26 protein-coding genes are annotated in these 23,896 nt (G+C 69.7%); 19 read left to right on the plus strand and 7 right to left on the minus strand.

Annotated elements, in window-relative coordinates; translation table 11 throughout:
- Nucleotides 1–9 precede the first annotated feature (9 nt).
- Entirely contained in the window at nucleotides 10–1,446 is a 1,437-nt protein-coding gene (locus tag M2271_RS23075; protein ID WP_280889195.1) for a regulator, read from the minus strand.
- Nucleotides 1,447–1,709: 263 nt separating this feature from the next.
- Between M2271_RS23075 and lipB the strand changes: the two genes are divergently transcribed.
- The 4 genes from lipB (at nucleotide 1,710) to M2271_RS23095 (ending at nucleotide 4,932) form a co-directional block, all read left to right on the plus strand.
- A complete protein-coding gene (gene lipB, locus M2271_RS23080) occupies nucleotides 1,710–2,507 on the plus strand; it encodes a lipoyl(octanoyl) transferase LipB (RefSeq protein ID WP_280889196.1) in 798 nt (265 codons plus the stop codon).
- Nucleotides 2,508–2,628: 121 nt separating this feature from the next.
- Nucleotides 2,629–3,618 (plus strand): lipoyl synthase, encoded by a 990-nt coding sequence (lipA, locus tag M2271_RS23085; RefSeq protein WP_280889197.1) that lies wholly within the window; start codon nucleotides 2,629–2,631, stop codon nucleotides 3,616–3,618.
- Nucleotides 3,619–3,899: 281 nt separating this feature from the next.
- Entirely contained in the window at nucleotides 3,900–4,130 is a 231-nt protein-coding gene (locus M2271_RS23090) for a hypothetical protein (RefSeq protein ID WP_280889198.1), read from the plus strand.
- Between the two features lie 100 nt (nucleotides 4,131–4,230).
- Complete coding sequence (locus tag M2271_RS23095) at nucleotides 4,231–4,932, plus strand: DUF4191 domain-containing protein (protein ID WP_280889199.1); 702 nt, start codon at nucleotides 4,231–4,233, stop codon at nucleotides 4,930–4,932.
- 271 nt (nucleotides 4,933–5,203) lie between these two features.
- Here the strand turns inward: M2271_RS23095 and M2271_RS23100 are convergent, their stop codons facing one another.
- Entirely contained in the window at nucleotides 5,204–5,671 is a 468-nt protein-coding gene (locus tag M2271_RS23100) for an RDD family protein (protein ID WP_280889200.1), read from the minus strand.
- A gap of 200 nt (nucleotides 5,672–5,871) precedes the next feature.
- Between M2271_RS23100 and glnA the strand changes: the two genes are divergently transcribed.
- From glnA to M2271_RS23130, 6 genes are all read left to right on the plus strand, one after another.
- Nucleotides 5,872–7,281, plus strand: a complete 1,410-nt coding sequence (gene glnA, locus M2271_RS23105; protein WP_280889201.1) for a type I glutamate--ammonia ligase — start codon at nucleotides 5,872–5,874, stop codon at nucleotides 7,279–7,281.
- Between the two features lie 119 nt (nucleotides 7,282–7,400).
- Nucleotides 7,401–7,694, plus strand: coding sequence for a hypothetical protein (locus M2271_RS23110; protein ID WP_280889202.1), 294 nt, complete (start codon nucleotides 7,401–7,403; stop codon nucleotides 7,692–7,694).
- Between the two features lie 216 nt (nucleotides 7,695–7,910).
- Entirely contained in the window at nucleotides 7,911–8,831 is a 921-nt protein-coding gene (gene htpX, locus M2271_RS23115; protein ID WP_280889203.1) for a zinc metalloprotease HtpX, read from the plus strand.
- A gap of 2 nt (nucleotides 8,832–8,833) precedes the next feature.
- Nucleotides 8,834–9,415 (plus strand): hypothetical protein, encoded by a 582-nt coding sequence (locus M2271_RS23120; RefSeq protein ID WP_280889204.1) that lies wholly within the window; start codon nucleotides 8,834–8,836, stop codon nucleotides 9,413–9,415.
- A gap of 47 nt (nucleotides 9,416–9,462) precedes the next feature.
- The gene (locus tag M2271_RS23125) at nucleotides 9,463–11,124 is read left to right on the plus strand and encodes an alpha/beta fold hydrolase (RefSeq protein WP_280889205.1); all 1,662 of its coding nucleotides are present in this window, start codon (nucleotides 9,463–9,465) and stop codon (nucleotides 11,122–11,124) included.
- Between the two features lie 184 nt (nucleotides 11,125–11,308).
- A complete protein-coding gene (locus M2271_RS23130) occupies nucleotides 11,309–12,493 on the plus strand; it encodes a winged helix DNA-binding domain-containing protein (protein WP_280889206.1) in 1,185 nt (394 codons plus the stop codon).
- 159 nt (nucleotides 12,494–12,652) lie between these two features.
- Here the strand turns inward: M2271_RS23130 and M2271_RS23135 are convergent, their stop codons facing one another.
- The 5 genes from M2271_RS23135 to M2271_RS23155 all read right to left on the minus strand — a co-directional run bounded on the left by M2271_RS23135 (nucleotide 12,653) and on the right by M2271_RS23155 (nucleotide 15,134).
- A complete protein-coding gene (locus tag M2271_RS23135; RefSeq protein ID WP_280889207.1) occupies nucleotides 12,653–12,967 on the minus strand; it encodes a hypothetical protein in 315 nt (104 codons plus the stop codon).
- Nucleotides 12,968–13,241: 274 nt separating this feature from the next.
- Complete coding sequence (locus tag M2271_RS23140; RefSeq protein WP_280889208.1) at nucleotides 13,242–13,898, minus strand: class I SAM-dependent methyltransferase; 657 nt, start codon at nucleotides 13,896–13,898, stop codon at nucleotides 13,242–13,244.
- A 72-nt stretch (nucleotides 13,899–13,970) separates the two neighbouring features.
- A complete protein-coding gene (locus tag M2271_RS23145; protein ID WP_280889209.1) occupies nucleotides 13,971–14,471 on the minus strand; it encodes a hypothetical protein in 501 nt (166 codons plus the stop codon).
- 247 nt (nucleotides 14,472–14,718) lie between these two features.
- Complete coding sequence (locus M2271_RS23150) at nucleotides 14,719–14,934, minus strand: hypothetical protein (RefSeq protein WP_280889307.1); 216 nt, start codon at nucleotides 14,932–14,934, stop codon at nucleotides 14,719–14,721.
- Nucleotides 14,931–15,134 carry a hypothetical protein gene (locus M2271_RS23155; protein ID WP_280889210.1) on the minus strand — a complete coding sequence of 68 codons (204 nt, stop codon included), beginning with the start codon at nucleotides 15,132–15,134 and terminating at the stop codon, nucleotides 14,931–14,933. The genes M2271_RS23150 and M2271_RS23155 overlap by 4 nt, the downstream gene beginning before the upstream one ends.
- Before the next feature lie 172 nt (nucleotides 15,135–15,306).
- Between M2271_RS23155 and M2271_RS23160 the strand changes: the two genes are divergently transcribed.
- From M2271_RS23160 to M2271_RS23200, 9 genes are all read left to right on the plus strand, one after another.
- Nucleotides 15,307–16,065 (plus strand): DUF6879 family protein, encoded by a 759-nt coding sequence (locus M2271_RS23160; RefSeq protein WP_280889211.1) that lies wholly within the window; start codon nucleotides 15,307–15,309, stop codon nucleotides 16,063–16,065.
- Between the two features lie 16 nt (nucleotides 16,066–16,081).
- The gene (locus tag M2271_RS23165; RefSeq protein WP_280889212.1) at nucleotides 16,082–16,933 is read left to right on the plus strand and encodes a helix-turn-helix transcriptional regulator; all 852 of its coding nucleotides are present in this window, start codon (nucleotides 16,082–16,084) and stop codon (nucleotides 16,931–16,933) included.
- A 105-nt stretch (nucleotides 16,934–17,038) separates the two neighbouring features.
- On the plus strand, nucleotides 17,039–17,398 hold the full coding sequence (locus tag M2271_RS23170) for an arsenate reductase family protein (protein ID WP_280889213.1): 360 nt from the start codon (nucleotides 17,039–17,041) through the stop codon (nucleotides 17,396–17,398).
- 139 nt (nucleotides 17,399–17,537) lie between these two features.
- Nucleotides 17,538–18,233: a hypothetical protein gene (locus tag M2271_RS23175; RefSeq protein ID WP_280889214.1), complete on the plus strand. Its 696-nt coding sequence runs from the start codon at nucleotides 17,538–17,540 to the stop codon at nucleotides 18,231–18,233.
- A gap of 345 nt (nucleotides 18,234–18,578) precedes the next feature.
- Nucleotides 18,579–19,607 carry a glutamine synthetase gene (glnII, locus tag M2271_RS23180; protein WP_280889215.1) on the plus strand — a complete coding sequence of 343 codons (1,029 nt, stop codon included), beginning with the start codon at nucleotides 18,579–18,581 and terminating at the stop codon, nucleotides 19,605–19,607.
- Nucleotides 19,608–20,054: 447 nt separating this feature from the next.
- On the plus strand, nucleotides 20,055–20,675 hold the full coding sequence (locus M2271_RS23185) for a winged helix-turn-helix domain-containing protein (protein WP_280889216.1): 621 nt from the start codon (nucleotides 20,055–20,057) through the stop codon (nucleotides 20,673–20,675).
- A gap of 118 nt (nucleotides 20,676–20,793) precedes the next feature.
- Nucleotides 20,794–21,831: an SDR family oxidoreductase gene (locus tag M2271_RS23190; protein WP_280889217.1), complete on the plus strand. Its 1,038-nt coding sequence runs from the start codon at nucleotides 20,794–20,796 to the stop codon at nucleotides 21,829–21,831.
- Between the two features lie 118 nt (nucleotides 21,832–21,949).
- Nucleotides 21,950–23,242: a sensor histidine kinase gene (locus M2271_RS23195; protein ID WP_280889218.1), complete on the plus strand. Its 1,293-nt coding sequence runs from the start codon at nucleotides 21,950–21,952 to the stop codon at nucleotides 23,240–23,242.
- Nucleotides 23,227–23,880 carry a response regulator transcription factor gene (locus tag M2271_RS23200; protein ID WP_280889219.1) on the plus strand — a complete coding sequence of 218 codons (654 nt, stop codon included), beginning with the start codon at nucleotides 23,227–23,229 and terminating at the stop codon, nucleotides 23,878–23,880. Before M2271_RS23195 ends, M2271_RS23200 begins: the two co-directional genes overlap by 16 nt.
- The last annotated feature ends 16 nt before the right edge of the window (nucleotides 23,881–23,896 follow it).

Here is a 23,896-nt window from a genome sequence, read left to right on the forward strand (position 1 = left end):
GGGGCGGAGTCAGCCCAGCGCCGCCACCTTGTCCCGGTACCCCCGCACCGGGGCCGCGTCCCTGTACGGCTCCAGCCTGCGCTCGAAGTCCCGCACGTACTCGATCGCCCGGACCGAACGCATCTCGGCCGCCGCGCCTGCCGCCTCGGCGCCCAGCGCGCAGGCCTGGTCGAGTTCGCCGAGGCCGAGGCGGGCGGAGGCCAGGACGACGCGGCAGAACAGGCGGCTGCGGGCGTAGGAGGGGGCGCGCAGTTGCAGGGAGCGTTCCGCGTGCTGGGCGGCCGCGCGGAACTGCTGGAGGTCGCGGTGGCAGTGCCCGAACTCGTCGGCGAGCTGCGCCTCGTCGAAGAACCCCGCCCAGTGCGGGACCTCGTCACCGGGCCGTGCCGCCTCCAGGGCGCGCTCGGCCCGTACGAGGGAGGCGGTGCAGGCGCGCACTTCGCCCAGCACCCCGTGCCCGCGCGCCTCGGCCGAGTGCAGCAGCGCCTGCACCACCGGCGGGACGTTGGTCCCGACTCCCTGCTGCGCCACCCGCGCCAGCTGCACGGCCTCCCGCCCGTGAGCGAGATAGACGGCCTGCCGGCTCATCGTGACCAGCACATAGGAGCCGTACGCCCGGTCCCCGGCCGCCTGCGCGAGCCTGAGCGCCTGCACGAAGTAGCGCTGGGCGAGACCGTGCGCGGCGATGTCGTACGACGTCCAGCCCGCGAGCCTGGTCAGGTCGGCGGCGGCGGCGAACAGGCGGCGGCCGGTCTGCTCGCCGTAGGTGCCGCGCAGCATCGGTTCGCACTCATGTTCCAGGTACCGCACGAGGGCCTGGCGGGCGTGGCCGCCGCCGTACATGTCGTCGAGGGAACGGAACAGCTCGCCGACCGAGCGCAGGGCGGAGATGTCTCCGCCGGTGACCTTCTGGCCGGGGCCGCGCTCGGCCTGTCCGCGCTGCCGGGGCACCCCCGGGCGGACCGGCGCGGGTGGCCGGACCGGCGGTTCGCCGTGGGCCACCTTGTCGTCGGGCCGGCCGATCAGCCAGTCCCGGCTCGGCACCACCAGTCCCGCCGGGGTGAACGCGATCCGGCGCAGCTCGGCGTGGCTGCCGGTGTCCTTGCGCCACAGCCCGCCGACGATGTCCACGGCTTCTTCGGGGGTCGCGGCGAATTCGAGGCCCGCGTAGACCGGCGCGCAGGCGTCGAGTCCGAGGTCCTGGGCGGTGAGTCTGCGGCCGAGGCGACGGGTGAAGACCTCGGCGATCAGGGCGGGGGTGGTGCCGCGGGGCTGCTGCCCGCGCAGCCACCGGGTCACGGAGGTCTTGTCGTATCTGAGGTCCAGCCCGTGTTCGAGACCGAGCTGGTCCACTCGACGGGCGAGCCCCGCGTTGGAGAACCCCGCTTCTGCGATGAGCGCGGCGAGCTGTCGGTTGGGACTGCGCTGCGCGGGTCGTTCCGTCATCTGCGGTGCGGTCTCCTGCCTTTCGGGCCCCACTGAGGCCTGCGCGGCCGCTGCGGTGCCCGGATTGCCTGTGAGCAGCCCTGATGGCCTCTGCGAACGGCGCGAATGTAGCGGAGAGTGAGCAGCTGATCGCACACTTCGACATTCGTTCATCCGATCGTGTGAGGATTGGCCGCACGGCTGACGCGTGACGGCCGGACGTACAGTGGCGTGGGCACGTTTCGTGCCTTACGACCGTCGGGGCTTCAAGGGAGGCGCTTGCCGTGGGTGAGTTGCGGTTCGTCCGGATGGGATTCGGCACGGACGCCGTCGAGTACCAGGAGGCCTGGGACGAACAGCGGCGGGTGCACGCGGCACGGTTCGCCGACGAGGTCCCCGACACCGTGCTGCTCCTGGAACACCCCCCGGTCTACACGGCCGGCCGGCGCACGGCGGACAACGAGCGGCCGCTCGACGGCACCCCGGTCGTCGACGTCGACCGCGGCGGCAGGATCACCTGGCACGGCCCGGGCCAGCTGGTGGGCTACCCGATCCAGAAGCTCCCGCGTCCGGTCGACGTGGTCGCGCACGTACGGCGCCTCGAAGAGGCCCTGATCCGTACCTGCGCGGAGTTCGGCCTGGAGACCACCCGGGTCGAGGGCCGCAGCGGGGTGTGGGTGCTCGGCGACCCGGTGGAGCAGCGCCCGCTGCTCGGCGGTCTTTCCCTGGACTTCGACCCGCGTCTGCAGGACGAGGAGTTCGACCCGCGCCTGGACGGGCCCGAGTACGCCCCCTCCAACGCCGGGCAGCGCCGTGAGGACCGCAAGGTCGCCGCGATCGGCATCCGCGTGGCCAAGGGCGTCACGATGCACGGCTTCTCGTTCAACGTGAACCCGGACAACAAGTGGTTCGACAAGATCATCCCGTGCGGGATCAGGGACGCCGGGGTGGCGTCCCTCGCGAACGAGCTCGGCCGGGACGTGACGATCGACGAGGTGCTGCCCGTCGTCGAGCGGCACCTGGCGGACGTACTCGTGAACGCGGAACTGAAGCCGCGGGAGATCGAGAAGGCGACGGCCTGAGCCGGGAATGAGCCCCGCAGTCCTGGGGTTGGACTCCCGTGCAGGGCCCGACAAGCACGGGCGTACCCTGGTGTACGCCGAAGAATCGAAGCTTACTCAGAGCAATCAGCAGGGAGCCGATGTGTCCGCAGTCGCACCCGACGGACGCAAGATGCTGCGCCTGGAGGTCAGGAACGCCCAGACCCCCATCGAGCGCAAGCCCGAGTGGATCAAGACCCGGGCGAAAATGGGTCCCGAGTACACCAAGATGCAGAACCTCGTGAAGAGCGAGGGCCTGCACACCGTCTGCCAGGAAGCCGGCTGTCCCAACATCTACGAGTGCTGGGAGGACCGCGAGGCGACCTTCCTCATCGGCGGCGACCAGTGCACCCGGCGCTGCGACTTCTGCCAGATCGACACCGGCAAGCCCGAGGCCCTCGACCGCGACGAGCCCCGACGGGTGGGCGAGTCCGTGGTCACCATGGACCTGAACTACGCCACCATCACCGGCGTCGCCCGTGACGACCTGGAGGACGGCGGCGCCTGGCTGTACGCCGAGACGGTCCGCCAGATCCACGAGCAGACCGCCTCCCGTGCGGCCGGCCGCACCAAGGTCGAGCTCCTCGCCCCGGACTTCAACGCCGTGCCGGAGCTGCTCGAAGAGGTCTTCGCCTCCCGCCCCGAGGTCTTCGCACACAACGTCGAGACGGTCCCCCGGATCTTCAAGCGCATCCGCCCCGGTTTCCGCTACGAGCGCTCCCTGAAGGTCATCACCGAGGCCCGCGACCACGGTCTGGTCACCAAGTCGAACCTCATCCTCGGCATGGGCGAGACCCGTGAGGAGATCAGCGAGGCGCTCCGGCAGCTGCACGACGCCGGCTGCGAACTGGTCACCATCACGCAGTACCTGCGCCCGAGCGTGCGCCACCACCCCGTGGAACGCTGGGTCAAGCCGCACGAGTTCGTGGAACTGCAGGAGGAGGCCGAGCAGATCGGCTTCTCCGGCGTGATGTCGGGCCCGCTGGTCCGGTCCTCGTACCGTGCCGGGCGGCTGTACCAGATGGCTGTCGAGCAGCGTCGGTCAGCTGCTCCGCGACAGGAGAGCTCGTACGTCGGCTCGCAGGCCGTCTGACCTGCCGGACGTACCGTCACATTCCTTGCCCCGCACGGAGCGGAGCAATCGTGTGAATTCCCGCACAAGCAGCTACCCGCCGGTAGCGGCCGATCCGACGCGGTCCTGACCGTCCTCCCAGATGAGGGCGCCCATCAGGGCCGCGTCCGTGCCCGCGGCCCTCGCGTCAAGGATTCATGGGCGTTTGACCGGTCGGTCATGCCCTGGTAACACCAATCAGTGACCCTGGATTTACACCACGTGCACCCATACCGGAAGCGGTATCGAGGGGGACCTCCATCATGCAGGCCGCACCCGTTCGCGCCACAGCGATTCCTTCGTTCACCGACGCACTCCGTGCCGTCGAATCCGTGCTCATGAGCGGCGGCCAGCGCACCGCCCGCCGCAACGCCTGGACCTCCGTCCTGGAGGACCGACGCCGCGCCAAGGACCGGGTCGACGTGCAGCGCGTCCTGGATCAGACCTCGGATCAGACCTTGACCTTGGATCAGACCTTCACCGTCCGCCCCTGACGCATCCCTTTCCCAGCCTCGCCCCTCCCTGTCCTTCCCCCTCCCTCCCCCGCGGACACTGCCGTCGTCCGCGCTCCTGGGGCCACGTAGACTTCACCGCATGGCGCGGAAGGACACGGCAGCGGACGCTGCGAGCACCGGGCGACTCAAGCAGATCGCTCTGACCTACAAGATGACCCGCAAGGCCGACAAGAAGGTCGGCCTTGTTCTCGCGGCTGTCGGAATCGTCACCTTCGGTGTCGTCCTCGCGATCGGTTTCTTGATCGGTCACCCCGTTTATCTCGGCATCCTGGGCCTCGTGCTCGCCTTCCTCGCGGCGGCGATCGTGTTCGGGCGCCGGGCCGAGCGGGCCGCCTTCGGGCAGATGGAGGGACAGCCGGGCGCGGCCGCGGCCGTACTGGACAACGTGGGCCGAGGCTGGACGACCACCCCCGCGGTGGCGATGAACCGCAGCCAGGACGTGGTGCACCGGGCGGTCGGCAAGGCCGGCATCGTGCTGGTCGCCGAGGGCAACCCGAACCGGGTGAAGAGCCTGCTGGCCGCCGAGAAGAAGAAGATGAACCGCATCGTGGCCGATGTGCCGGTGCACGACCTGATCGTGGGTACGGGCGAGGGCCAGGTCGAGCTGAAGAAGGTGCGCACCGCGATGCTGAAGCTCCCCCGTGTCCTCACCGGTCCGCAGGTCACCGCGACCAACGACCGGCTGCGGGCGCTGGGTGATCTGATGAGCAACATGCCACTGCCGAAGGGGCCGATGCCCAAGGGCATGAAGCTCCCGAAGGGCGGACCGAAGGCGCGCTGACCCCCCTCCGCGTCGGCAACCTCCCAGGTCAGAGAATCAGCAACCTCCCACGTCAGAAACGTCAGAAAAAAAGAGGGCGTCCGGATCACTCCGGGCGCCTTCTTCGTCGTATCGGGTATGTCGTATCCGCTTCGTCTGATCGGGTACGTCTGATCGGGTACGTCTGATCGGCTTCGTCTGATCGGCTTCGTCGGATCGACGTCGTCGGATCCGCTTCGTCGGATCGGCGGGTGCGCTTCGGCTTCGCAGGGGAGGACCTCGGCGACCGGCCTCAGATCCGTACTTCCGCCGTGCGGGCCAGTCGGTCGTGCAGGCCCCGGCCGTCGCGGTCCCAGATCAGGGCCGGGACGGCCAGGCACAACAGGGCGGTGCGGAGCAGGGCGCGCCAGGGGTTGACGCGGCCGGTGTCCAGGGCGACCACGCGCAGGCCGAAGAGACGCTTGCCCGGCGTGAAGCCGACGGTGCCGACCGTGAGCGCGCCCATCACGAAGAAGACCAGCAGGGCCCAGTTGGAGGCCGTCTGGTCGTAGCTCTGAGTGATCAACCGGGATGCAATCAGGGCGCTCATCGCCCAGTCCACGACCAGCGCCCCGAGGCGCCTCCCCGGGCGGGCGATCGACCCCGGCCCCTCCTCGGGGAGTCCGAGCTGTTCGCCCCGGTATCCGAAGTCGACACCGGCGTCCTCGGCGGCCGCCCGCGGGCCCGAGAGCCACGAACCGATTGCTTCCCTCTTGTCCACGGCTACACCGTACTGCGCCCGTTTCGCGATACGGACAGGTGGGGTGGAGCGGGCAGTGTCCGGTTAACTTGCGTGAAACAAATGGGTCACGTCAGAGAAATCACCCGTCCCTAGGGTCGAGGTCAGCGTGTGCCACCGCACTGGCCGCACGAACGAACTACCACCCCGGCACGGGAACGGCCGGGAGTAGGAGGAGCTGGATGTTCCAGAACGCCGACGAAACCAAGAAGTTCATCGCGGACGAGGACGTCAAGTTCATCGACGTCCGCTTCTGCGACCTGCCGGGCGTCATGCAGCACTTCACGGTGCCCGTCGAGTCGTTCGACCCGGACGAGGAGCTTGCCTTCGACGGATCCTCGATCCGTGGTTTCCAGGCCATCCACGAGTCCGACATGGCGCTGCGCGCGGACCTGTCGACCGCCCGGGTCGACCCCTTCCGCCGTGACAAGACGCTGAACATCAACTTCTTCATCCACGACCCGATCACCGGCGAGCAGTACAGCCGTGACCCGCGCAACGTGGCGAAGAAGGCCGAGGCGTACCTCGCCTCCACCGGGATCGCCGACACCGCGTACTTCGGCCCCGAGGCCGAGTTCTACGTGTTCGACAGCGTCCGCTTCGCGACCACCGCGAACGAGTCCTTCTACCACATCGACTCCGAGGCGGGTGCCTGGAACACCGGCGCCGTCGAAGACAACCGTGGTTACAAGGTCCGCTACAAGGGCGGCTACTTCCCGGTCCCGCCGGTCGACCACTTCGCCGACCTGCGTGCCGAGATCTCCCTGGAGCTGGGCAGGTCCGGCCTCCAGGTCGAGCGTCAGCACCACGAGGTGGGCACCGCCGGCCAGGCCGAGATCAACTACAAGTTCAACACGCTGCTCGCCGCGGCCGACGACCTCCAGCTCTTCAAGTACATCGTGAAGAACGTGGCCTGGCGCAATGGCAAGACCGCGACCTTCATGCCGAAGCCGATCTTCGGTGACAACGGCTCGGGCATGCACGTCCACCAGTCGCTGTGGGCGAACGGCGACCCGCTGTTCTACGACGAGGCCGGTTACGCGGGCCTGTCGGACACCGCCCGCTTCTACATCGGCGGCATCCTCAAGCACGCCCCGTCGCTGCTGGCGTTCACCAACCCGACGGTGAACTCGTACCACCGTCTGGTGCCGGGCTTCGAGGCCCCGATCAACCTGGTGTACTCGCAGCGCAACCGCTCCGCGGCCATGCGTATCCCGATCACCGGTTCGAACCCGAAGGCCAAGCGCGTCGAGTTCCGTGCGCCCGACTCCTCCGGCAACCCGTACCTGACGTTCTCCGCGCTGCTGCTCGCGGGCCTGGACGGCATCAAGAACAAGATCGAGCCGGCCGAGCCGATCGACAAGGACCTGTACGAGCTGGCTCCCGAGGAGCACGCGAGCGTGGCGCAGGTCCCGACCTCCCTGCCGGCCGTCCTCGACCGCCTTGAGGACGACCACGAGTTCCTCCTCCAGGGCGACGTCTTCACGCCGGACCTGATCGAGACGTGGATCGACTTCAAGCGCACCAACGAGATCGCGCCGCTGCAGCTGCGTCCGCACCCGCACGAGTTCGAGCTGTACTTCGACGTGTGACCGGACCGCGCCTCCCGGCGTGAACCGTTTGCCGCCCCCGCTCCTGGTTTTCTCAGGGCGGGGGCGCCGTCGTATGGTTTTCTGCACAACCGTTCGAGAGAGAAGGCGGCGTTGCGGGGATGCCCGAACAGGACGACGCGGAGCGGGAGTCCGACCTCGGATGGGCCGACACCCCGGAGCGGGAGTTCGACCTCAGGTGGGCCGACAAGGCGGAGCACAAGGAGCCCTCCGCGCGGGCGCGGATGCTGGCCGCGCGGTGGAAGGAGAACCCGCCGCGGCCCCAGCCGTTCCGCGCGGATCCTGATCCGGCGGGGCCGCGCCGGTCGTCGTGGGTGTCGACCGTCGTCGTGCTCGGGTGTGTGGCGGCGATCATTCTGCTGCTGGGCTACGCGAACTTCCGGGCGCCGTACTGACCGCCTTCCCGGGCGCCGTACTGAGCGCCGTACTGACCGCACCCCGACACGTCCGCCGCCCGCTCGGGTCCCGGACGGCCGGACTCGAGGGCTGATCCTTTGCTGGCCCCAGGGCTGAGCCTTTGCTGGCCCTAGGGCTGATCGCGACCGCTTCATGGCCGGGGCGGGTGCACACTGGTCAGTGGGACGAGTGCCTGACCTGCGGGGTGATGCGAGATGCAGAGCCGCTTCCGGGGCGACCGACGACTGACCGTGCGGATGACGGTCACCATGTTTCTGCTGGGGCTGCTGTACGTGGCCTTCGTCGTCGCGCTGATCGTGCTGCTGAAGTCCTGGATACTGGTTGCCGTCCTGATGGCGGCGATGTTCGTCGCCCAGTTCTGGTTCTCCGACCGGATCGCGCTGTTCGCGATGCGCGGGCGGGTCGTGGAGCGGGAGGAGTTTCCCGAACTCCACGCGGTCGTCGACCGCTTGTGCGCGATCGCGGACATGCCCAAACCGGTGGTCGCGGTGTCGGCGATGGATATGCCGAACGCGTTCGCGACCGGCCGGAATCCCGACAACGCGGTCGTCTGTGTCACGACCGGCCTGCTGCGGCGGCTGGAGCCGGCGGAGCTGGAGGGTGTCCTCGCGCACGAGCTGTCGCACGTGGCGCACAAGGACGTCGCCGTGATCACCATCGCGTCGTTCCTCGGGGTGATCGCCGGGCTGGTCGTACGGTTCGCCTTCTACTCACAGATCCTCGGCGGCGGACGCAGGGACCAAAACACCGCGATGGTCTTCGCCGCCGTGATGGGGGTGTCGGCGGCCGTGTACGCGATCAGCTTCCTGCTGATCAAGGCGCTGTCCCGGTACCGGGAGCTGGCGGCGGACCGGGCGGCGGCGCTGCTCACCGGCCGCCCCTCGGCGCTGGCGTCCGCACTCACCAAGGTCTCCGGCGACATCGCCCGGATCCCGAGCGAGGACCTGCGGACGGCGCAGGCCTTCAACGCCTTCTACTTCGCTCCCGCGCTGGGCCGCGAGCCCGGTGTGGCGCGGCTGTTCTCGACCCACCCGAGTCTGGAGCAGCGGCTGGAGCAGCTGGGCCGGATCTCCGGTGAGCTGGGCGAGGCGGCTACCCCGGGGAGGGCCGGCTGAGGATGGGGCTGCTGGACATCCTGCTCGGCCGAACGAAGCCGGTCGCGCCCGATCTCGACCAGCTCTTCGCGCTGCCCTCCGCCGCGGTGACGCTGGAGGCGACGACCTCATTCACCCCGACCGGGCGCGGCGCGGTGTGCTTCGCCACGGTGGAGGGCGCGGCCTTCGAACAAACACACCGCGAGGTGCAGGCCCTGCTGGACGCGGACACCGACCGCGACGGGCCGCCGGTGGAACTGCGCCGGGACGAGTACGGCTACTCGTGGCTGGTCTCGGAGCGCACCTCCGACCAGCTTCCGCTGCTGGTCAACGACCTGCATGCGGTGAACAGCTCGATGGAGGTCAACGGCTTCGGGCCCCAGCTGCTGTGCTCGCTGGCCGGTTTCCAGGACCCTCAGGGCCGCTCGCTGGCGCTGGTGTACCTGTACAAGCGGGGCTCGTTCTATCCGCTGTGTACGCTCCCCGGCCAGGGCAGACGCGACAACGCGCTGGAGCTTCAGGTGGCCGCCCTGCTGGAGAACGACCTGCGCATCGAGAAGGACAAGACGCGCTGGTTCCCGCTCTGGGACGCTCCCGGACTGTGACCGGGGGCTGCCGCCACGTCCTCTTCTCGGCGTGAGTGAATGAGGGGATGAGCGAGCTGATCCCCTTCGCGTACGAGCACGACGGTGAACGACTCAGCGGGGTGTACGGCGGTGGCGGCGCGGCCGGGGTGTCGGGGGCGTCCGGGGCGGCCACCGCCGTGGTGCTGCACGGCGCGGGCAACGGCAGCAAGGGGCGGCTGCTGCCGCTGCTCGACGAGTTCGTGGCGCGCGGCTGTCGCGGTCTCGCCCTCGACTTCTCGGGGCACGGCGACAGCACGGGCGAGCTGCGGGAGTTGAGTCTGCGGCGCCGCTGCGAGCAGGCGGTCGCCGTGATCGACGCGCACGTACCGGCGGACGGGCCGCTGATCCTGGTCGGGTTCAGCATGAGCGGCCAGACGGTCGCGGATCTGGCCGCGCACTACGGGGACCGTGTGACGGCGCTGGGGTTGTGCGCGCCCGCCGTGTACGCGGGGGAGGCGTGGGACGTGCCGTTCGGGGACGGTCGGGGACGGTTCAGCGCGATCATCCGCACACCGGGCAGCTGGCGTGCGTCACCCGCGCTCGACGTGCTGCGGACGTACCCGGGGCGGGCGGTGCTGGCGGTGCCGGGAACGGACGCGGTGATCCCGCCGGAGGTGACGGAGACCGTCCAGGACGCGCTGTGTGCCCGGGCGCAGTTCACACGCTTCGAACTGCCCGACGCCGACCACCACTTGGGGCTGTGGCTGCGGGACCATGCCGAGGACCGGCGGGAGTTCGTATCGGCCGTCCTCACCCCGGGGTGGGCTGCGACCCGGTCATGGGTGGCCAAGCAACTGCCTCCGGGGCGGACGGTGGTCGGCATCCGTGCGCTGTCCGGCGGGTGGAGCTCCCAGATGCGGTGCCTCACCCTCGACGACGGCACCGGGCTGGTGCTGCGGACCTTCGTGAAGCCTTTCTTCCGCCGGCACGCCACGGGGCTGCTGGCCCGCGAGGCGTCCGTCCTCGCGGCCCTCGCCGGCCAAAAGGGCATCCCGGCTGCACGGCCGCTCGCCGTCGACGCCTCGGCCGAACTCTGCGACCACCCCTCGTTGTTGATGTCGCTGCTCCCGGGCCGGGTGCGGGTGGACGAGGAGGACACCGCCGAGCTGGAACGTCGCCTGGACCTGCTGGCCGCCCAACTCGTCCGGATCCACCGGGTCGTACCGGACGAGCGCCCGCGCGCGTACCAGGCGTGGACGTCTCCGGAGCGGGCACGCACACCGCCGGGACCGCTGTGGGAGCGGGCGGTGGACGTGATCCGCCGCGAGCCCCCGCCCTACGAGGGCTGTTTCCTGCATCGGGACTTCCACCCGGGGAACGTCCTGTTCGACGGGAGGGGCGACCGGAGGGGCGACGGGCTGCGGATCAGCGGGGTCGTCGACTGGGTCGAGACCTCGTGGGGCCCCGCCGACCTGGACGTCGCCCACTGCTCGACGGCCCTGGCCCTGCTGCACGGCCCGGAGTACGGCCTCGACTTCCGTGCCCGCTACGAGGCGCGGGGCGGCCACCGTCTCGCCGACGGACCCGACCACCTCTACTGGCGGCTGCTGGACGCCCTGGCGTACTCCCCCGACGCGGCGAAACTCGCGGGTCCCTGGCGCGAGCTGGGCCGCACCGACCTGACGCCCGAGGTACTGGGTGGGCGGCTGGAGAGGTACGTGGCCGGGCTGCTGGAGGCGTACGCCTGATCGTTCCCGAAGACTGGGTCCTCGGTGTGGGCCCTCGTTGTGGACTCGGGTGTGGGTCCTCGGTGTGGGCCCTCGGTGATCGGGGCCGCCCGATTGTCAGTGGCGTCGGGCAGGATGCTTCACGGAGGACGTGACGGGGAGAGACGTGACGGGGAGGGACGTGACAGGGAGGACGGAGGCCGGCATGGGTGACCAGGAGCGGTACATCGGTGTGGCGGAGCGGCGGGCGCGGCTCGCGCTGCGGCACCGGCTGGCCGGGCCGGCGCGGGCGGGGAGCCCGGAGGAGGTCGCCGCCTCCCTGGTCGCCCTGCACGGCACGGACCCCGCGACGGTGTACCTGGCCGTGGGAGCGCGACTGACGGACCCGGCGCGGACGGTGCCCGAGACGAGCCGGGCCCTGTACGAGGATCGCGCGCTGGTCCGTATGCACGGCATGCGGCACACGGTCTTCGTGTTCCCGACCGACCTGACCGCGGTGGTGCACGCCTCCACCGGGCTCACCGTGGCGGCCCGGGAGCGGACCGCGCTGCTCAGGGACATGGCAGTGGCCGGGGCGCCGGACACGGCGTGGCTGAAGGAGGTCGAGAACGCGGCGCTGGCCGCGCTCACCCGGCGCGGGCAGGCGACGGCGGCGGAACTCGCCGCGGAAGAGCCGCGCCTGCGGCAGCAGTTCGTGTACGCGGCCGGGAAGCGCTACGAGGGCGTCCACACCGTCTCCACGCGGCTGCTGAAGGTGCTGGGCGTCGAGGGCAAAGTCGTCCGGGGCCGGCCCCTCGGCTCCTGGACCTCCAGCCAGTTCCGCTGGGCGGTGGCCCCCGCCCACCCCGAACTGGACCCGGCCGAGGCCCAGGCCGCACTCCTGCGACGGTGGCTCACCGCGTGCGGGCCGGCCACCGAGGCCGACCTGAAGTGGTGGACGGGCTGGCGCGTGACCGAGGTCCGCCGGGCACTGTCGGCCATCGGAGCCCGGCCGGTGACCCTCGACGAGGGCGTCGGCTACGTCGTCGCCGGCGACGTCGACTCGGTGTCCGACCCCGCCGAACCCTGGGCCGCGTTGCTGCCCGGACTCGATCCGACGGCCATGGGATGGCAGCAACGGGACTGGTACCTGGCACCGGAGCTGCGCCCCGCCCTGTTCGACCGCAGCGGCAACGTGGGGCCCACGGTGTGGTGGAACGGCCGGGTGGTGGGCGGTTGGGCCCAGCGGCCGGACGGCGAGATCGTCTGGCGGATCCTCGTCACGGAGGGCGTGGGCCGGGAAGCGGAGGCGGCGATCGCGGCGGAGGCGGAGCGGTTGCGGGGATGGGTGGGGACGACGAGGGTGACGCCGCGCTTCCGGACGCCGGTGGAGAAGGAGCTGGCGGCGTAGGAGCTGGCGGTGCAGGAGCTGGGCTCGCTCCGGTGGCGCACGGTGCGACCACCGGGGCGAGGGGTGGGTAGTACGGGCCGGGGTGTGGGGGCGGAGCCCCCGTTCACGGACACGTCGGCGCCGGGCGCCCCGACATCACGGGGCGCCCGGCGCCACCGCTCACCTCGAGTACCGGATGAACGCCCGCACCATGTGGCACGTCGTGTCCGACGGCGGATGCACCCCGATCAGCTCGGCAGCGCTCCGTATCGTCTCGTTGCGTGCCTGGTTGGGCAGGTACACCCCCGAGTCGAGCAGGGCGATCGCAAGGCGCATCGCCTTGAGACGCCGATTGTGGCTCACGTACCAGTCGCGCGGTCGCCCCGGCGGCAACGGCCGCTTCTCCACCGGGTCGTACGGCAGATCGAGCAGCACGGGACGCTTCACGGTGGACTGGGTCGGCAGCGGCTTCGGCTTCAGTGCGGCAGCGGGCACAGGCATCCTCCTGTCGTGGTCAGGGTGTCCCACCGGGGACTTCGGCGACCCCGGCCACACCCTCGAACACTGCTCCTAGTCTACCGTCCACCACTGACATCCGGGGAGTCCACGGAGTCCATCAAACGACCAGGTGAGCAAGGGAATTGCCGCCGTGTCACGTCAGGTCTGCGAGATGCGTGTGAGACGGCACCAGATTCGAACAGAGTGGTCTGTCGGCATGCCGAAGGCCCCGCTGCGGGAGACTCCCGCCACCCCAGTCACAAGTCACGAGTCACGTGGCAACAGCGCGGACCAAAAGCGTTCCGATGTGACCACTCTGCGGCGCGTCGAGGACCTGCGCGTCAGCTCTGGCGAACCCAGCCCGGATCAACAAGCGCTCCCACACGGCCGGGCGGTAGCTGTAGCGGTAGCTGAACATCGCTTTGCCGGCGAACCCACCCTTGTACATGCCCTGCGGCCCGTACGCGCCTGGGATGGCTGGAGGGTGCGAGAAGACGAAGACGCCGCCCGGCTTGAGCCGCCGGCGGACGAGCGGAAAGAGACGCAACGGGTCGGTGAACCAGGCGGCTCCGAAGATGGAGTAGATGGCGTCGTACACGTCCTCGTGCTCGCTCAGGTACTCCAGGACCTCGGCACACACCAACGCCGCGCCGGTGCCGGCCCACTTCTCGGTCGTCTTCTTGACCATGACAGGAGACAGGTCAACGCCTTGAGCGGTGATGCCGCGCTGAGCAAGGTAGGCGAGGGCGCGGCCGGTGCCGCAGCCGATCTCCAGCACGGAGCGCGGGTCGCCGAGCAATTCAGCGCCGGGTCCGTGACCTGCGTACTGGGTCCAGCAGAAGCCCGGCTCGGCGTCGTCCTTGAACGCGGAGGCGGCGTAGGTGTCCCACAGTTCGGTCTCAGCGGCGATGTCATGTTGTGCGGGCAAGGCGGTTCCTCGTTGCAGGGGGCTGGCGCCTGCCCTCCGAGGGATCGAGGGCAGGCGCCAGCGTAGGACGGTTCAGTGACTGTCGGGGACCTTGTTGTCGCACGGCGAGCAGTCCGTGCCGTCGATCGCCCACAGCTCCTCGTCGATGGCGAACCCCATGGACTTCAGGAAATCCGCTGTGCGCAGGCACAATCCGTCACGACGCCGCTCAATGAACGGAGCGTGGTGCTGGTAACGACCCTCGTTGTACACGTCGCACAGAGCCCACCACACGGGAGTGTCGAGGATGAGCTGGTGGACACCGATGTCGACGAGCTTGCCAACGCCGAGGTGGACCTCGGGGTGTTCCATGCAACCGATGGTGTACATGACGGCGTTGCCGAGGATGCGTTCGGCCATGTCGCGAACCATCGTGTGGTCGCGAAGCAGCAGGGCGACCTCGCGGTCCCACAAACTCATGCCGCTTTCGAGGACATTGACGGTCAGATGCCTGATGCGCGGTTGGACGGCGTTGAGCAACTCCTTCGGTTCCCTGGTGCGAGTGCGAGAAGGGCTGTCGAGCGTGACGGTCATGGACGTTCCCTTTCTGGGATCTGGGAGGTGTCGTGCCGTGCTGGTGGCCCGCCCGAGGCTCGACCTGTCCGGGATGGAGTGCCTGGGGCGGGGCTGCAGACCCGCCCCGCCGGGAGGTTTACGGACCTCCGGCGGAACAGGTGTCGAGGGTGGGCTGACGTCGAGGCGTTCTGTCAGTCAGGACCTGGAGGACTGGGCGACGACGCGCACTCGGCCGACGCAGGCAGGAGCTCAGCAGCGGGCCCGGTCATCTGAGTCGTGCCGCCCTGTTCATCTCGGTCACGCGGGCACGCAACACTTCGGTGTCCGTCGCCTGCCGGATGGCGTCGGGGGCCGCGTCCCACTCTCGTCCGCCGCCCGGCGGTCGGAGCTGGACGTAGAGGCCGGCGTGCCCCATCACGTAGCCGATCTTGTCCGTCTTCGTGTCGACGACGAGGGCGCCGACCTTTTGCGTCGCCCTCACTCACGGCCTCCTCGTCGAAGTGCGCCAGCCAGTAGTTCGGCCACGTCGGCACGAACACGCCCCAGTTCGACGAGTTTCAGGTCGGGGTTCGCGAAGTCGACACCCAGGGACGGGAAGACGATCCCGACCTCGGTGAGCACTGCCCTCAGAGACTCCACTGCCGCATGCGGGTCGACTTCCCGCAGTTCCGTCGTAGCCATGAACGGCACGCTACGGAGATGAAGTTGAGGGTCGCCATGGAAGTTGCGCGAGGTTGCTTGACTACCTGGCGAGGTTGCGCAAGGTTGCTGATACGGGTCGACGGAACCCTCACCAGAAGACGCCGGCCTCGGGGAAGCTTAGGAAATCAGTCCCCATCGGAAGGACGTGGTCATGGCCCGACGACTTCTTTTCAACGGCACGGGCAGCGGCGTCAACGGGTGCCCGTCCATTCACGAAGACCTGGACACGGGGGAGGTCATCGTGCACGGCCCGGCTCTCACCGACCCTGACGACGTCGCCCAACTTCAGCACCTGAATGACGGGGAGGTACCGATCGTGGTGCCACGCGAACTACTCGTCGACTTCGCGCCCAAGGAGGTCACCCGCATGCCGAGCAGTATCGGGCTGGACGAGTTCGACCGTCTTTTTACGCAGTTCAAGCACACGGCATGGCGCCTGGAAACCCGCTGCCGGTACGCGTCCGACGAAGTCACGGACATGTACGCCCAGTTCACCGGTGGCGAGCCCGTCAACTGGGAGGGCGTCGACGCCGAGTGGTGTGCAGAGCGCCGCCAGCAGACCGGTCTCGGCAAACGGTTCGAGCGTGTCCGCATCGTCGACAACCCGCCGACGGCCGGACAGCTCTATCTGCTCGACAACGCGCGCCGCAACAGCGCCGTCGGCGAGAAGATCCTCAACCTCTGGCGTGCGGACGCCGACCAACTCAGCCTCCCCGCCGAAGATTTCTGGATCTTCGACTCCCGGCTGGTCGCGATGCTCAACTTCGACGACGGCGACAACCTGGTCAACGTCGAACTGATCACAGAGCCCATGAAGGTCCTGCGGTACGCCATGACGCGTGACGCGGCGATGCACCACGCCATCCCGTATGAAGAGTTCGCGGCACGACTGACCGCGAAGGAGGACTGAGAGCAGGTGCATACCGGTGAGCACGGATTACCAGCAGGCGCGAGAAACACTCGGGGTACGACTACGCGAACTCCGGCTCTCCGCCTCTGGAGGCCGGCTCACCGGCACGGAACTCGCCCAGCAGTACGGGTGGAACAAGTCCAAGGTCAGCAGGCTGGAGAACGGCAGGCAGACTCCAACACCCGATGATCTGCGCAAGTGGGCCGAGGCGACCGGTCAGCCGGAGGCCTACGACGAACTACTGGCCCGCCTCCGGGGCTTCGAGTCGCACATCCGGTCATGGCGACGGCAGCTGGCCTCGGGGCACAAGGCGGTCCAGGACACGCACCTGAGCGCTCATGTCGACGCCTCCGCGCTCCGTGGTTGGGAGTCCTCCATGATCTTCGGGATTCTCCAGACGCCGGACTACGCCCGGTCGATCTTCACGAGGTACGCGGAGCTACAGCGATCTCCACGCGACACCGAGGAGGCAGTTCGGTCCCGCATGAAGCGCCAAGAGGCTCTGTACGACTCCTCGAAGCGCTTCCACCTCCTCTTGTGGGAAGCCGCCCTTCATGCCTTGCTCTGTCCGCCCACAGTGCTTGCGGCCCAGCTCGACCGCCTTGCAGGAGCTGTCGGCCTGGACACGGTGGAGCTGGGCATCATCCCGCTGTCCGCCTCCCTCAAGATCCCTCCGGCCACCGCCTTCTGGATTTACGACGACCGCCAGGTGATCGTCGAGAACTGGCACGCGGAGTTGTGGATCGACGACGAAACTGGCGTGGACACCTACCTGCGGACCTGGAAGACACTCCAGGAATCCGCCGTGTACGGCGTCGACGCGCAGAACCTCATCAGCGCAGCGCGCCGAGCGCTGAACTCACGCTGAGGCTGCTCTCCCGCCCGCCACTCCCGCCAAAGCCCCTGGCCACAAGGGCTTTACGGGGGCGGCCTGACGCAGGTGGCGGACGGGTTCTCGCGTACCGTGGGAGGCATGGAGATCTGGATCAACCCGGCCTGTTCCAAGTGCCGCAGCGCACTCTCGCTGCTCGACGCCGAGGGTGCGGACTACACCGTCCGCCGCTACCTCGAGGACGTACCGAGCGAGGACGAGATCCGGGGCGTACTGGACCGTCTGCGTCTCGAACCGTGGGACATCACCCGCACCCAGGAGGCCGCCGCGAAGGAGCTCGGCCTCAAGGAGTGGCCGCGGGACGAGAGTGCGCGCGACCGTTGGATCGAAGCCCTCGCCGCGCACCCGAAGCTGATCCAGCGTCCGATCATCACGGCGGAGGACGGGACTGCGGTGGTGGCCCGCACCGACGAAGCGGTGCGGGACGCGCTGTCCCGGTAACCGTCGCAGGGGTCAGGACAACGGTCCGATTTTCGCGTGACGCAGGTCACTTCAGTGACTCCTGTAACCACTGAGTAACATCGTTCGGTATCTCGTACATAGCGGCGCACGCACCCCCCGACAGCCCCAGGAGGCGCGCATGTCGCGTAGGAGAACGCTCAGCAGAAGGAAGAAGGTCGCGCTGCTGGTGAGCGCGGCGGCGGTGGCGGGAGGCGGCACCTTCGTCATGGCGAGCACCTCGAACGCCGCGGCTCCGCAGACGGCGGCGGAGTCGACCGTCTGTCAGGGGCTCGCCACCGCCCTCGGCAACAACCAGAAGTTCATCGCGGATCAACAGGCCGCTCCGGACGCCCAGTCCGAGGCCAGGATCGCCAACCGCGAGGCGGTCATCGCTCAGATCGAGCGCCAGCAGGAAGCGTCCGATTGCGTCGTCGGGGAATCGGCTCAGGGCTCCCAGGCCACGCAACCGTCGCAGGCCGCACAACCCCCGGGGACCGCTCCGCCGTCGCAGGCCGGTCAGCCCGCGACGAGCGCCCCCGCCTCGCAGCCCCCGGCCGCGGGGAACGGTGGCGATGCCGCCGCCACCGGACAGCAGGTGTGCAACGGCTCCACCGTCACCCTGTCCGGCGAGGAGGGCGCCCCCGCCGCCTCCAGCAACCAGTTCCCGGCGGGTACAAAACTGAAGGTCACCAACCTGGACAACAACAAGTCCACGACGGTGGAGGTCACCTCGGTCTCCGGCAGCTGTGCCCTGCTGAACAACGCGGCCTTCGAGCAGGTCCGCGAGCCCGGCAAGTTCCTGATCCGCCGGGCTGTGATCGAGAAGGTGGGGTGAGGTCAGGACGCACCCAGCCGTACGTGTCATACGTGTCACCGGTCCCGCCGCCCCCGGCCAGGGGTCGCGGGACCGGCACGTCTGTGATCGCATACGAGGCGCCCTCGCGCTCCTTGGCGGGCCTGATTCCCGGCCGCTCCGAGCGCCCCGCCGTCCCTCACACCGTGAGTCGCGACACAGCACGGCCAGGTAACACGGGGTTCACATTCGAGCAATGATCGGGAAATCGCCTGTTGACAGGCTGCCGGGCAGCGAGTGCGGCGCCCCAGTGCCGCAGCGCCACAGCACCCGCAGCACCCTCAGCACCCGCAAGTGCGTCTGACAGACCCCCGAAGGAAGTGGCCCGTGGCCTTCAAGGCTGAGTACATCTGGATCGACGGCACCCAGCCGACCGCCAAGCTCCGTTCCAAGACGAAGATCCTGGCGGATGACGCCAAGGGTGCGGAACTGGCGATCTGGGGCTTCGACGGGTCCTCCACGAACCAGGCCGAGGGCCACTCCTCGGACCGTGTCCTCAAGCCGGTCTTCTCCTGCCCGGACCCGATCCGCGGCGGCGACGACATCCTCGTCCTGTGCGAGGTCCTCAACATCGACATGACGCCGCACGAGTCCAACACCCGTGCCGCGCTCACCGAGGTCGCCGAGAAGTTCGCCGCGCAGGAGCCGATCTTCGGCATCGAGCAGGAGTACACCTTCTTCAAGGACGGCTACCCGCTCGGCTTCCCCAAGGGCGGCTTCCCGGCCCCGCAGGGCGGCTACTACTGCGGTGTCGGCGCCGACGAGATCTTCGGCCGTGACATCGTCGAGGCGCACCTGGACAACTGCCTGAAGGCGGGCCTCGCCATCTCCGGCATCAACGCCGAGGTCATGCCCGGCCAGTGGGAGTTCCAGGTCGGTCCGGTCTCCCCGCTGGAGGTCTCCGACCACCTGTGGGTGGCCCGCTGGCTGCTCTACCGCACCGCCGAGGACTTCGGTGTCGCCGCGACGCTGGACCCGAAGCCGGTCAAGGGCGACTGGAACGGCGCCGGAGCGCACACCAACTTCTCCACCAAGGCGATGCGCGAGACCTACGAGGCGATCATCACCGCCGCCGAGTCGCTCGGTGAGGGCTCCAAGCCGCTCGACCACGTCAAGAACTACGGCGCCGGAATCGACGACCGCCTGACCGGTCTGCACGAGACCGCCCCGTGGAACGAGTACTCCTACGGCGTCTCCGACCGCGGTGCCTCGGTCCGTATCCCGTGGCAGGTCGAGAAGGACGGCAAGGGCTACATCGAGGACCGCCGCCCGAACGCCAACGTCGACCCGTACCTGGTGACCCGCCTGATCGTCGACACCTGCTGCTCCGCCCTGGAGAAGGCCGGCCAGGTCTGATCCGCCGGTGATCCGCCGCTGATCCGCCAGCAGCTCCCCGAAGGGGCGTCCACCCGAGTTCCGAGTTCCGGTGGGCGCCCCTTCGCGCTGCCCGGGGGCGGGCTGTCCACATGGTGGGCGGGTGTCGTCTACTTCACGCCAAGGAGGCCTCCAAGCTGTGAGAGAAGGGTCCACATGACGGTCGGTCTCTGCTTCAATGGGCCCATGACCGGATTCCAGAAGTGCATCGCGACGGGTCGTGTCGACCTCGAGCCGTTCTGGCCTTCCCGTCAGCACCACGACTACGACCGGGTGTGTTGCCGCGCGAGGAACGCGCCGGCCCTCTAAAGCCGTACACCCCGGCCTTCGGCCAGCGCGAAACGACGTACGTCCCTCGACGAGCCCGACCACGAACTCGGGAACGTCGACCTCTTTGACGGACTTCTCGCGCGAAAGAGCTGACCTCTCATGGCGACCACTCGTTCTCTCTCCACCGCGGCCCGCACCGCCACCCGCACCGCCTCCTCCGTCCCGGCCCACGGTTCCGCCCGGCACCGTCTGCGCGCCGTCGACCGGGACGAGGTCGTCGAGATCGCGGACTTCCTGCCGCCGGGTGCCACCTGGCTGCCCGCTCCCCCGCACACCCTGCCCACGCTGCCGGGCCAGCCCCCGATGATCGGCTACCTGGTGCTCGTCCCGGCCGATCAGCAGCCGCCGTTCCTGCCGGCGGCGGTGCCCGGCCTGCCGGGCACGTCATCGGTCCCGGAGGCGGACGAGAAGGCCGTCGGCACGGTCGAACCGCTGGTCCGGATCGACACCGTACGGCGCACCGCTTCGGTGGACGGACGTGAACTCGACCTCACCTACCTGGAGTTCGAACTTCTCGCCCACCTCGTCAGTCACCCGCAACGGGTGCACACCCGCGACCAGCTGGTCACCACGGTGTGGGGCTACGGGCATGTGGGTGACGGCCGTACCGTCGACGTCCACATCGCCCGGCTGCGCCGCAAGCTGGGCGCCGAGCACCGCCGGACGATCCAGACGGTCCGCCGGGTCGGCTACAAGTACACACCGCCGACCGGGCGTTGACCGTCGCCGACCGAGCGTCGACCGTCGCCGACGGCTGTCCGCCGCGGACCGGGCGTTGGTCCTCTGCTGACGGCTAAGTCCGTTCCGTCGTGAGGCCGGGACGGGCAGAGTCGTCGGTATGAGACTTCTGCTGCTGGGTGGGACCGAGTTCGCGGGACGGGCTGTCGCCGAGACGGCTCTCGGCCGGGGCTGGGAGGTGACCGTCTTCCACCGGGGACGCCACCAGCCTCCGGCCGGGGTGCGGTCGCTGCACGGCGACCGCACCGCGCCCGACGGGCTCGCCGCTCTGGCCGACGACGGCGACCGTTGGGACGCCGTGGTCGACACCTGGTCTGCGGCGCCCCGGGCGGTACGGGACGCGGCGCGGCTGCTGCGGGGCCGCGCCGGACGGTACGTGTACGTGTCGAGCTGCTCGGTGTACGCCTGGCCCCGGGGCACCGGCTACACCGAGGACGCGCCGCCGGTCCCGGGCGCGGCCGCCGACGCCGGGGAGACCGACTACGCCCGGGACAAGCGGGGCGGTGAGCTGGCCGCCGTCGAGGCGTTCGGCGCGGACCACTCCCTGCTGGTACGGGCCGGGCTGATCCTCGGGCCGTACGAGAACGTCGGCAGGTTGCCGTGGTGGTTGACCCGGATCGCCCGCGGCGGCCCCGTCCTCGCGCCCGGGCCGCGCGATCTGCCCCTCCAGTACGTCGATGTCCGTGACCTGGCGGAGTGGATCCTCGACTCGGTGGAGCGGGAGGCGAGCGGACCGTACAACCTCGTCGGTCCGTCCGGGCACGCCACCATGGGCTCGCTGCTGGACGCCTGTGCGGAGGTCACCGGCGGGCCCGCCGAGCTCCGCTGGACCGACCCGGAGGTGATCCTCGGCGCGGGCATCGAGCCGTGGCTGCAGCTGCCGGTGTGGCTGCCCCCGGGCAGTGAGGGCCACGTGGCCCTGTACAGCGCGGACGTCTCCCGGGCCCTCGCGGCGGGCCTGCGCTGCCGTCCGGTCACGGACACCGTCGCCGACACCTGGCGCTGGCTGCGGGACATCGGCGGAGCACCGCCGCAGCGCCCGGACCGGCCGGCCGTGGGCCTCGACCCGGAGCTGGAGGTGAAGGCACTCGCGGCGGCCGAGAGCGGGAAGGGAAGCGGGAGCGGAAGCGAGGCCTGAAGCGGAAGCGGGGACGGAGTCGGGGGCGAACACGACGGCGGAGGTGTACCTGGGACCACCTCCTGACCGGCCGTCCAACCCCCGTGACCCCCCTCGTGTCCTCGGCCAGACTGACGGCATGACCACAGAGACGAAGAGCGGCGACGGCGAAGGAACACGGCTGCGGGGCGTCGGGGCGGCGGCGCTGCGGAGCGTCGGGCCGGCGGCGCTGCGGGGGCTCGGACTGGCGCTCGTGGCGCTGCCGGGGGCGGTGCTCTGTTTCGTTCTCTCCGTGGTGTCGATCGCGCTGATCCCGGTCGGCGTAGGCATCGTCACCACGCCGTGGGTGCTCACGGGGGTGCGGGCGTTCGCGGACTGGCGGCGGGTCCTGGCGGCGGAGTGGTGCGGGGTGCGGATCCCCTCGGCGTACCGGCCGATCCCCAAGGGTGCCAACCCGTGGACGCGCACGTTCGGAATGCTGCGTGACCCCGCGACCTGGCGGGATCTGCGGTGGCTGCCCGTCGACATGACGGCGGGGTTCCTGACCGCCTTGCTGTCGGCCGCGCTGCTCTTCTATGCCCTGGAGGGGTTCACCGTGGCGGCCGGGCTGTGGCGAGTCCTGCCCGGCGGGTACTGGTACGGCTTCGTGCACGTCACCGGCCAGGGCTCCGCACTCGCCGCCGGCGCCCTGGGCCTGGTCCTGCTCTTCTTCGCCCCCTCCCTCACCCCCCGCCTGCTGCACGCCCACTTCCGCCTCACCCGTGCCGTCCTCGCCTCCGACCAGGGGGAGTTGTCCGAGCGGGTACGGGTGCTGACCGAGACCCGGAGGGACGCTGTCGACACCTCCGCGGCCGAACTGCGGCGCATCGAGCGGGACCTGCACGACGGGGCGCAGGCCCGGCTGGTCGCCATGGGCATGGACCTCGGCACCATCGAGGTCCTGGTGGAGAAGGATCCGGAGCAGGCCAAGCGGCTGCTCGCCCAGGCCCGTCAGTCCTCCGCCGAGGCTCTGACCGAGCTGCGCGAACTCGTCCGCGGTATCCATCCTCCGGTGCTCGCCGAGCGCGGGCTGGGCGACGCCGTACGGGCGCTGGCGCTGCGGCTGCCCGTCGCCACCGAGGTGAACGTGGAACTGCCGGGCCGGGCGGACGCCCCGGTGGAGTCGGCCGCGTACTTCGCCGTCAGCGAGGTGCTGACCAACGCGGTCAAGCACTCCGGCGCCGACCGGATCTGGGTCGACCTGCACCACACGGACGACATGCTGCGGATCTCGCTCACCGACAACGGCAGGGGCGGCGCGGCGATCGGGGCCGGTTCGGGCCTGGCCGGGGTGGAGCGGCGCCTCGGTACATTCGACGGCGTCCTGGCCGTCAGCTCGCCCGCGGGCGGCCCCACCATGGTCACCATGGAGATCCCTTGCGCGTTGTCCTAGCCGAAGATCTGTTCCTGTTGCGCGACGGACTCGTCCGGCTCCTTCAGGCCTACGACTTCGAGATCGCCGCCGCCGTCGAGACCGGGCCGGAACTCGCCCGTGCGCTGGCCGAACTGGAGCCGGACGTCGCCGTGGTCGACGTCCGGCTCCCGCCGACGCACACCGACGAGGGCCTGCAATGCGCGCTCGACGCCCGCCGGGCCAGACCCGGGTTTCCGGTGCTGGTGCTGTCCCAGCACGTGGAACAGCTGTACGCGCGCGAGCTGCTCGCCGACGGCAGCGGCGGCGTCGGTTATCTGCTGAAGGACCGGGTGTTCGACGCGGAGCAGTTCGTGGACGCCGTACGACGGGTCGCGGCGGGCGGGACGGCGATGGATCCGCAGGTGATCCAGCAGCTGCTGTCCCGGCGGGCGGCCGACGACCGGCCGCTGGGCCGGCTGACCCCACGCGAGCGGGAGGTGCTGGAGCTGATGGCGCAGGGCCGGTCCAACGCGGCGATCGCGGCGCAGCTCGTCGTCACGGAACGGGCGATCGCCAAGCACACCTCAAACATCTTCGCCAAACTGGGCCTTGAGGTGTCGGACGATGACAACCGTCGCGTTCTGGCGGTTCTCGCCTATCTGGACCAGGACCGATGAAAACGGATCGGATTTC

Source organism: Streptomyces sp. LBL (assembly GCF_029893585.1).
Classification (GTDB): domain Bacteria; phylum Actinomycetota; class Actinomycetes; order Streptomycetales; family Streptomycetaceae; genus Streptomyces.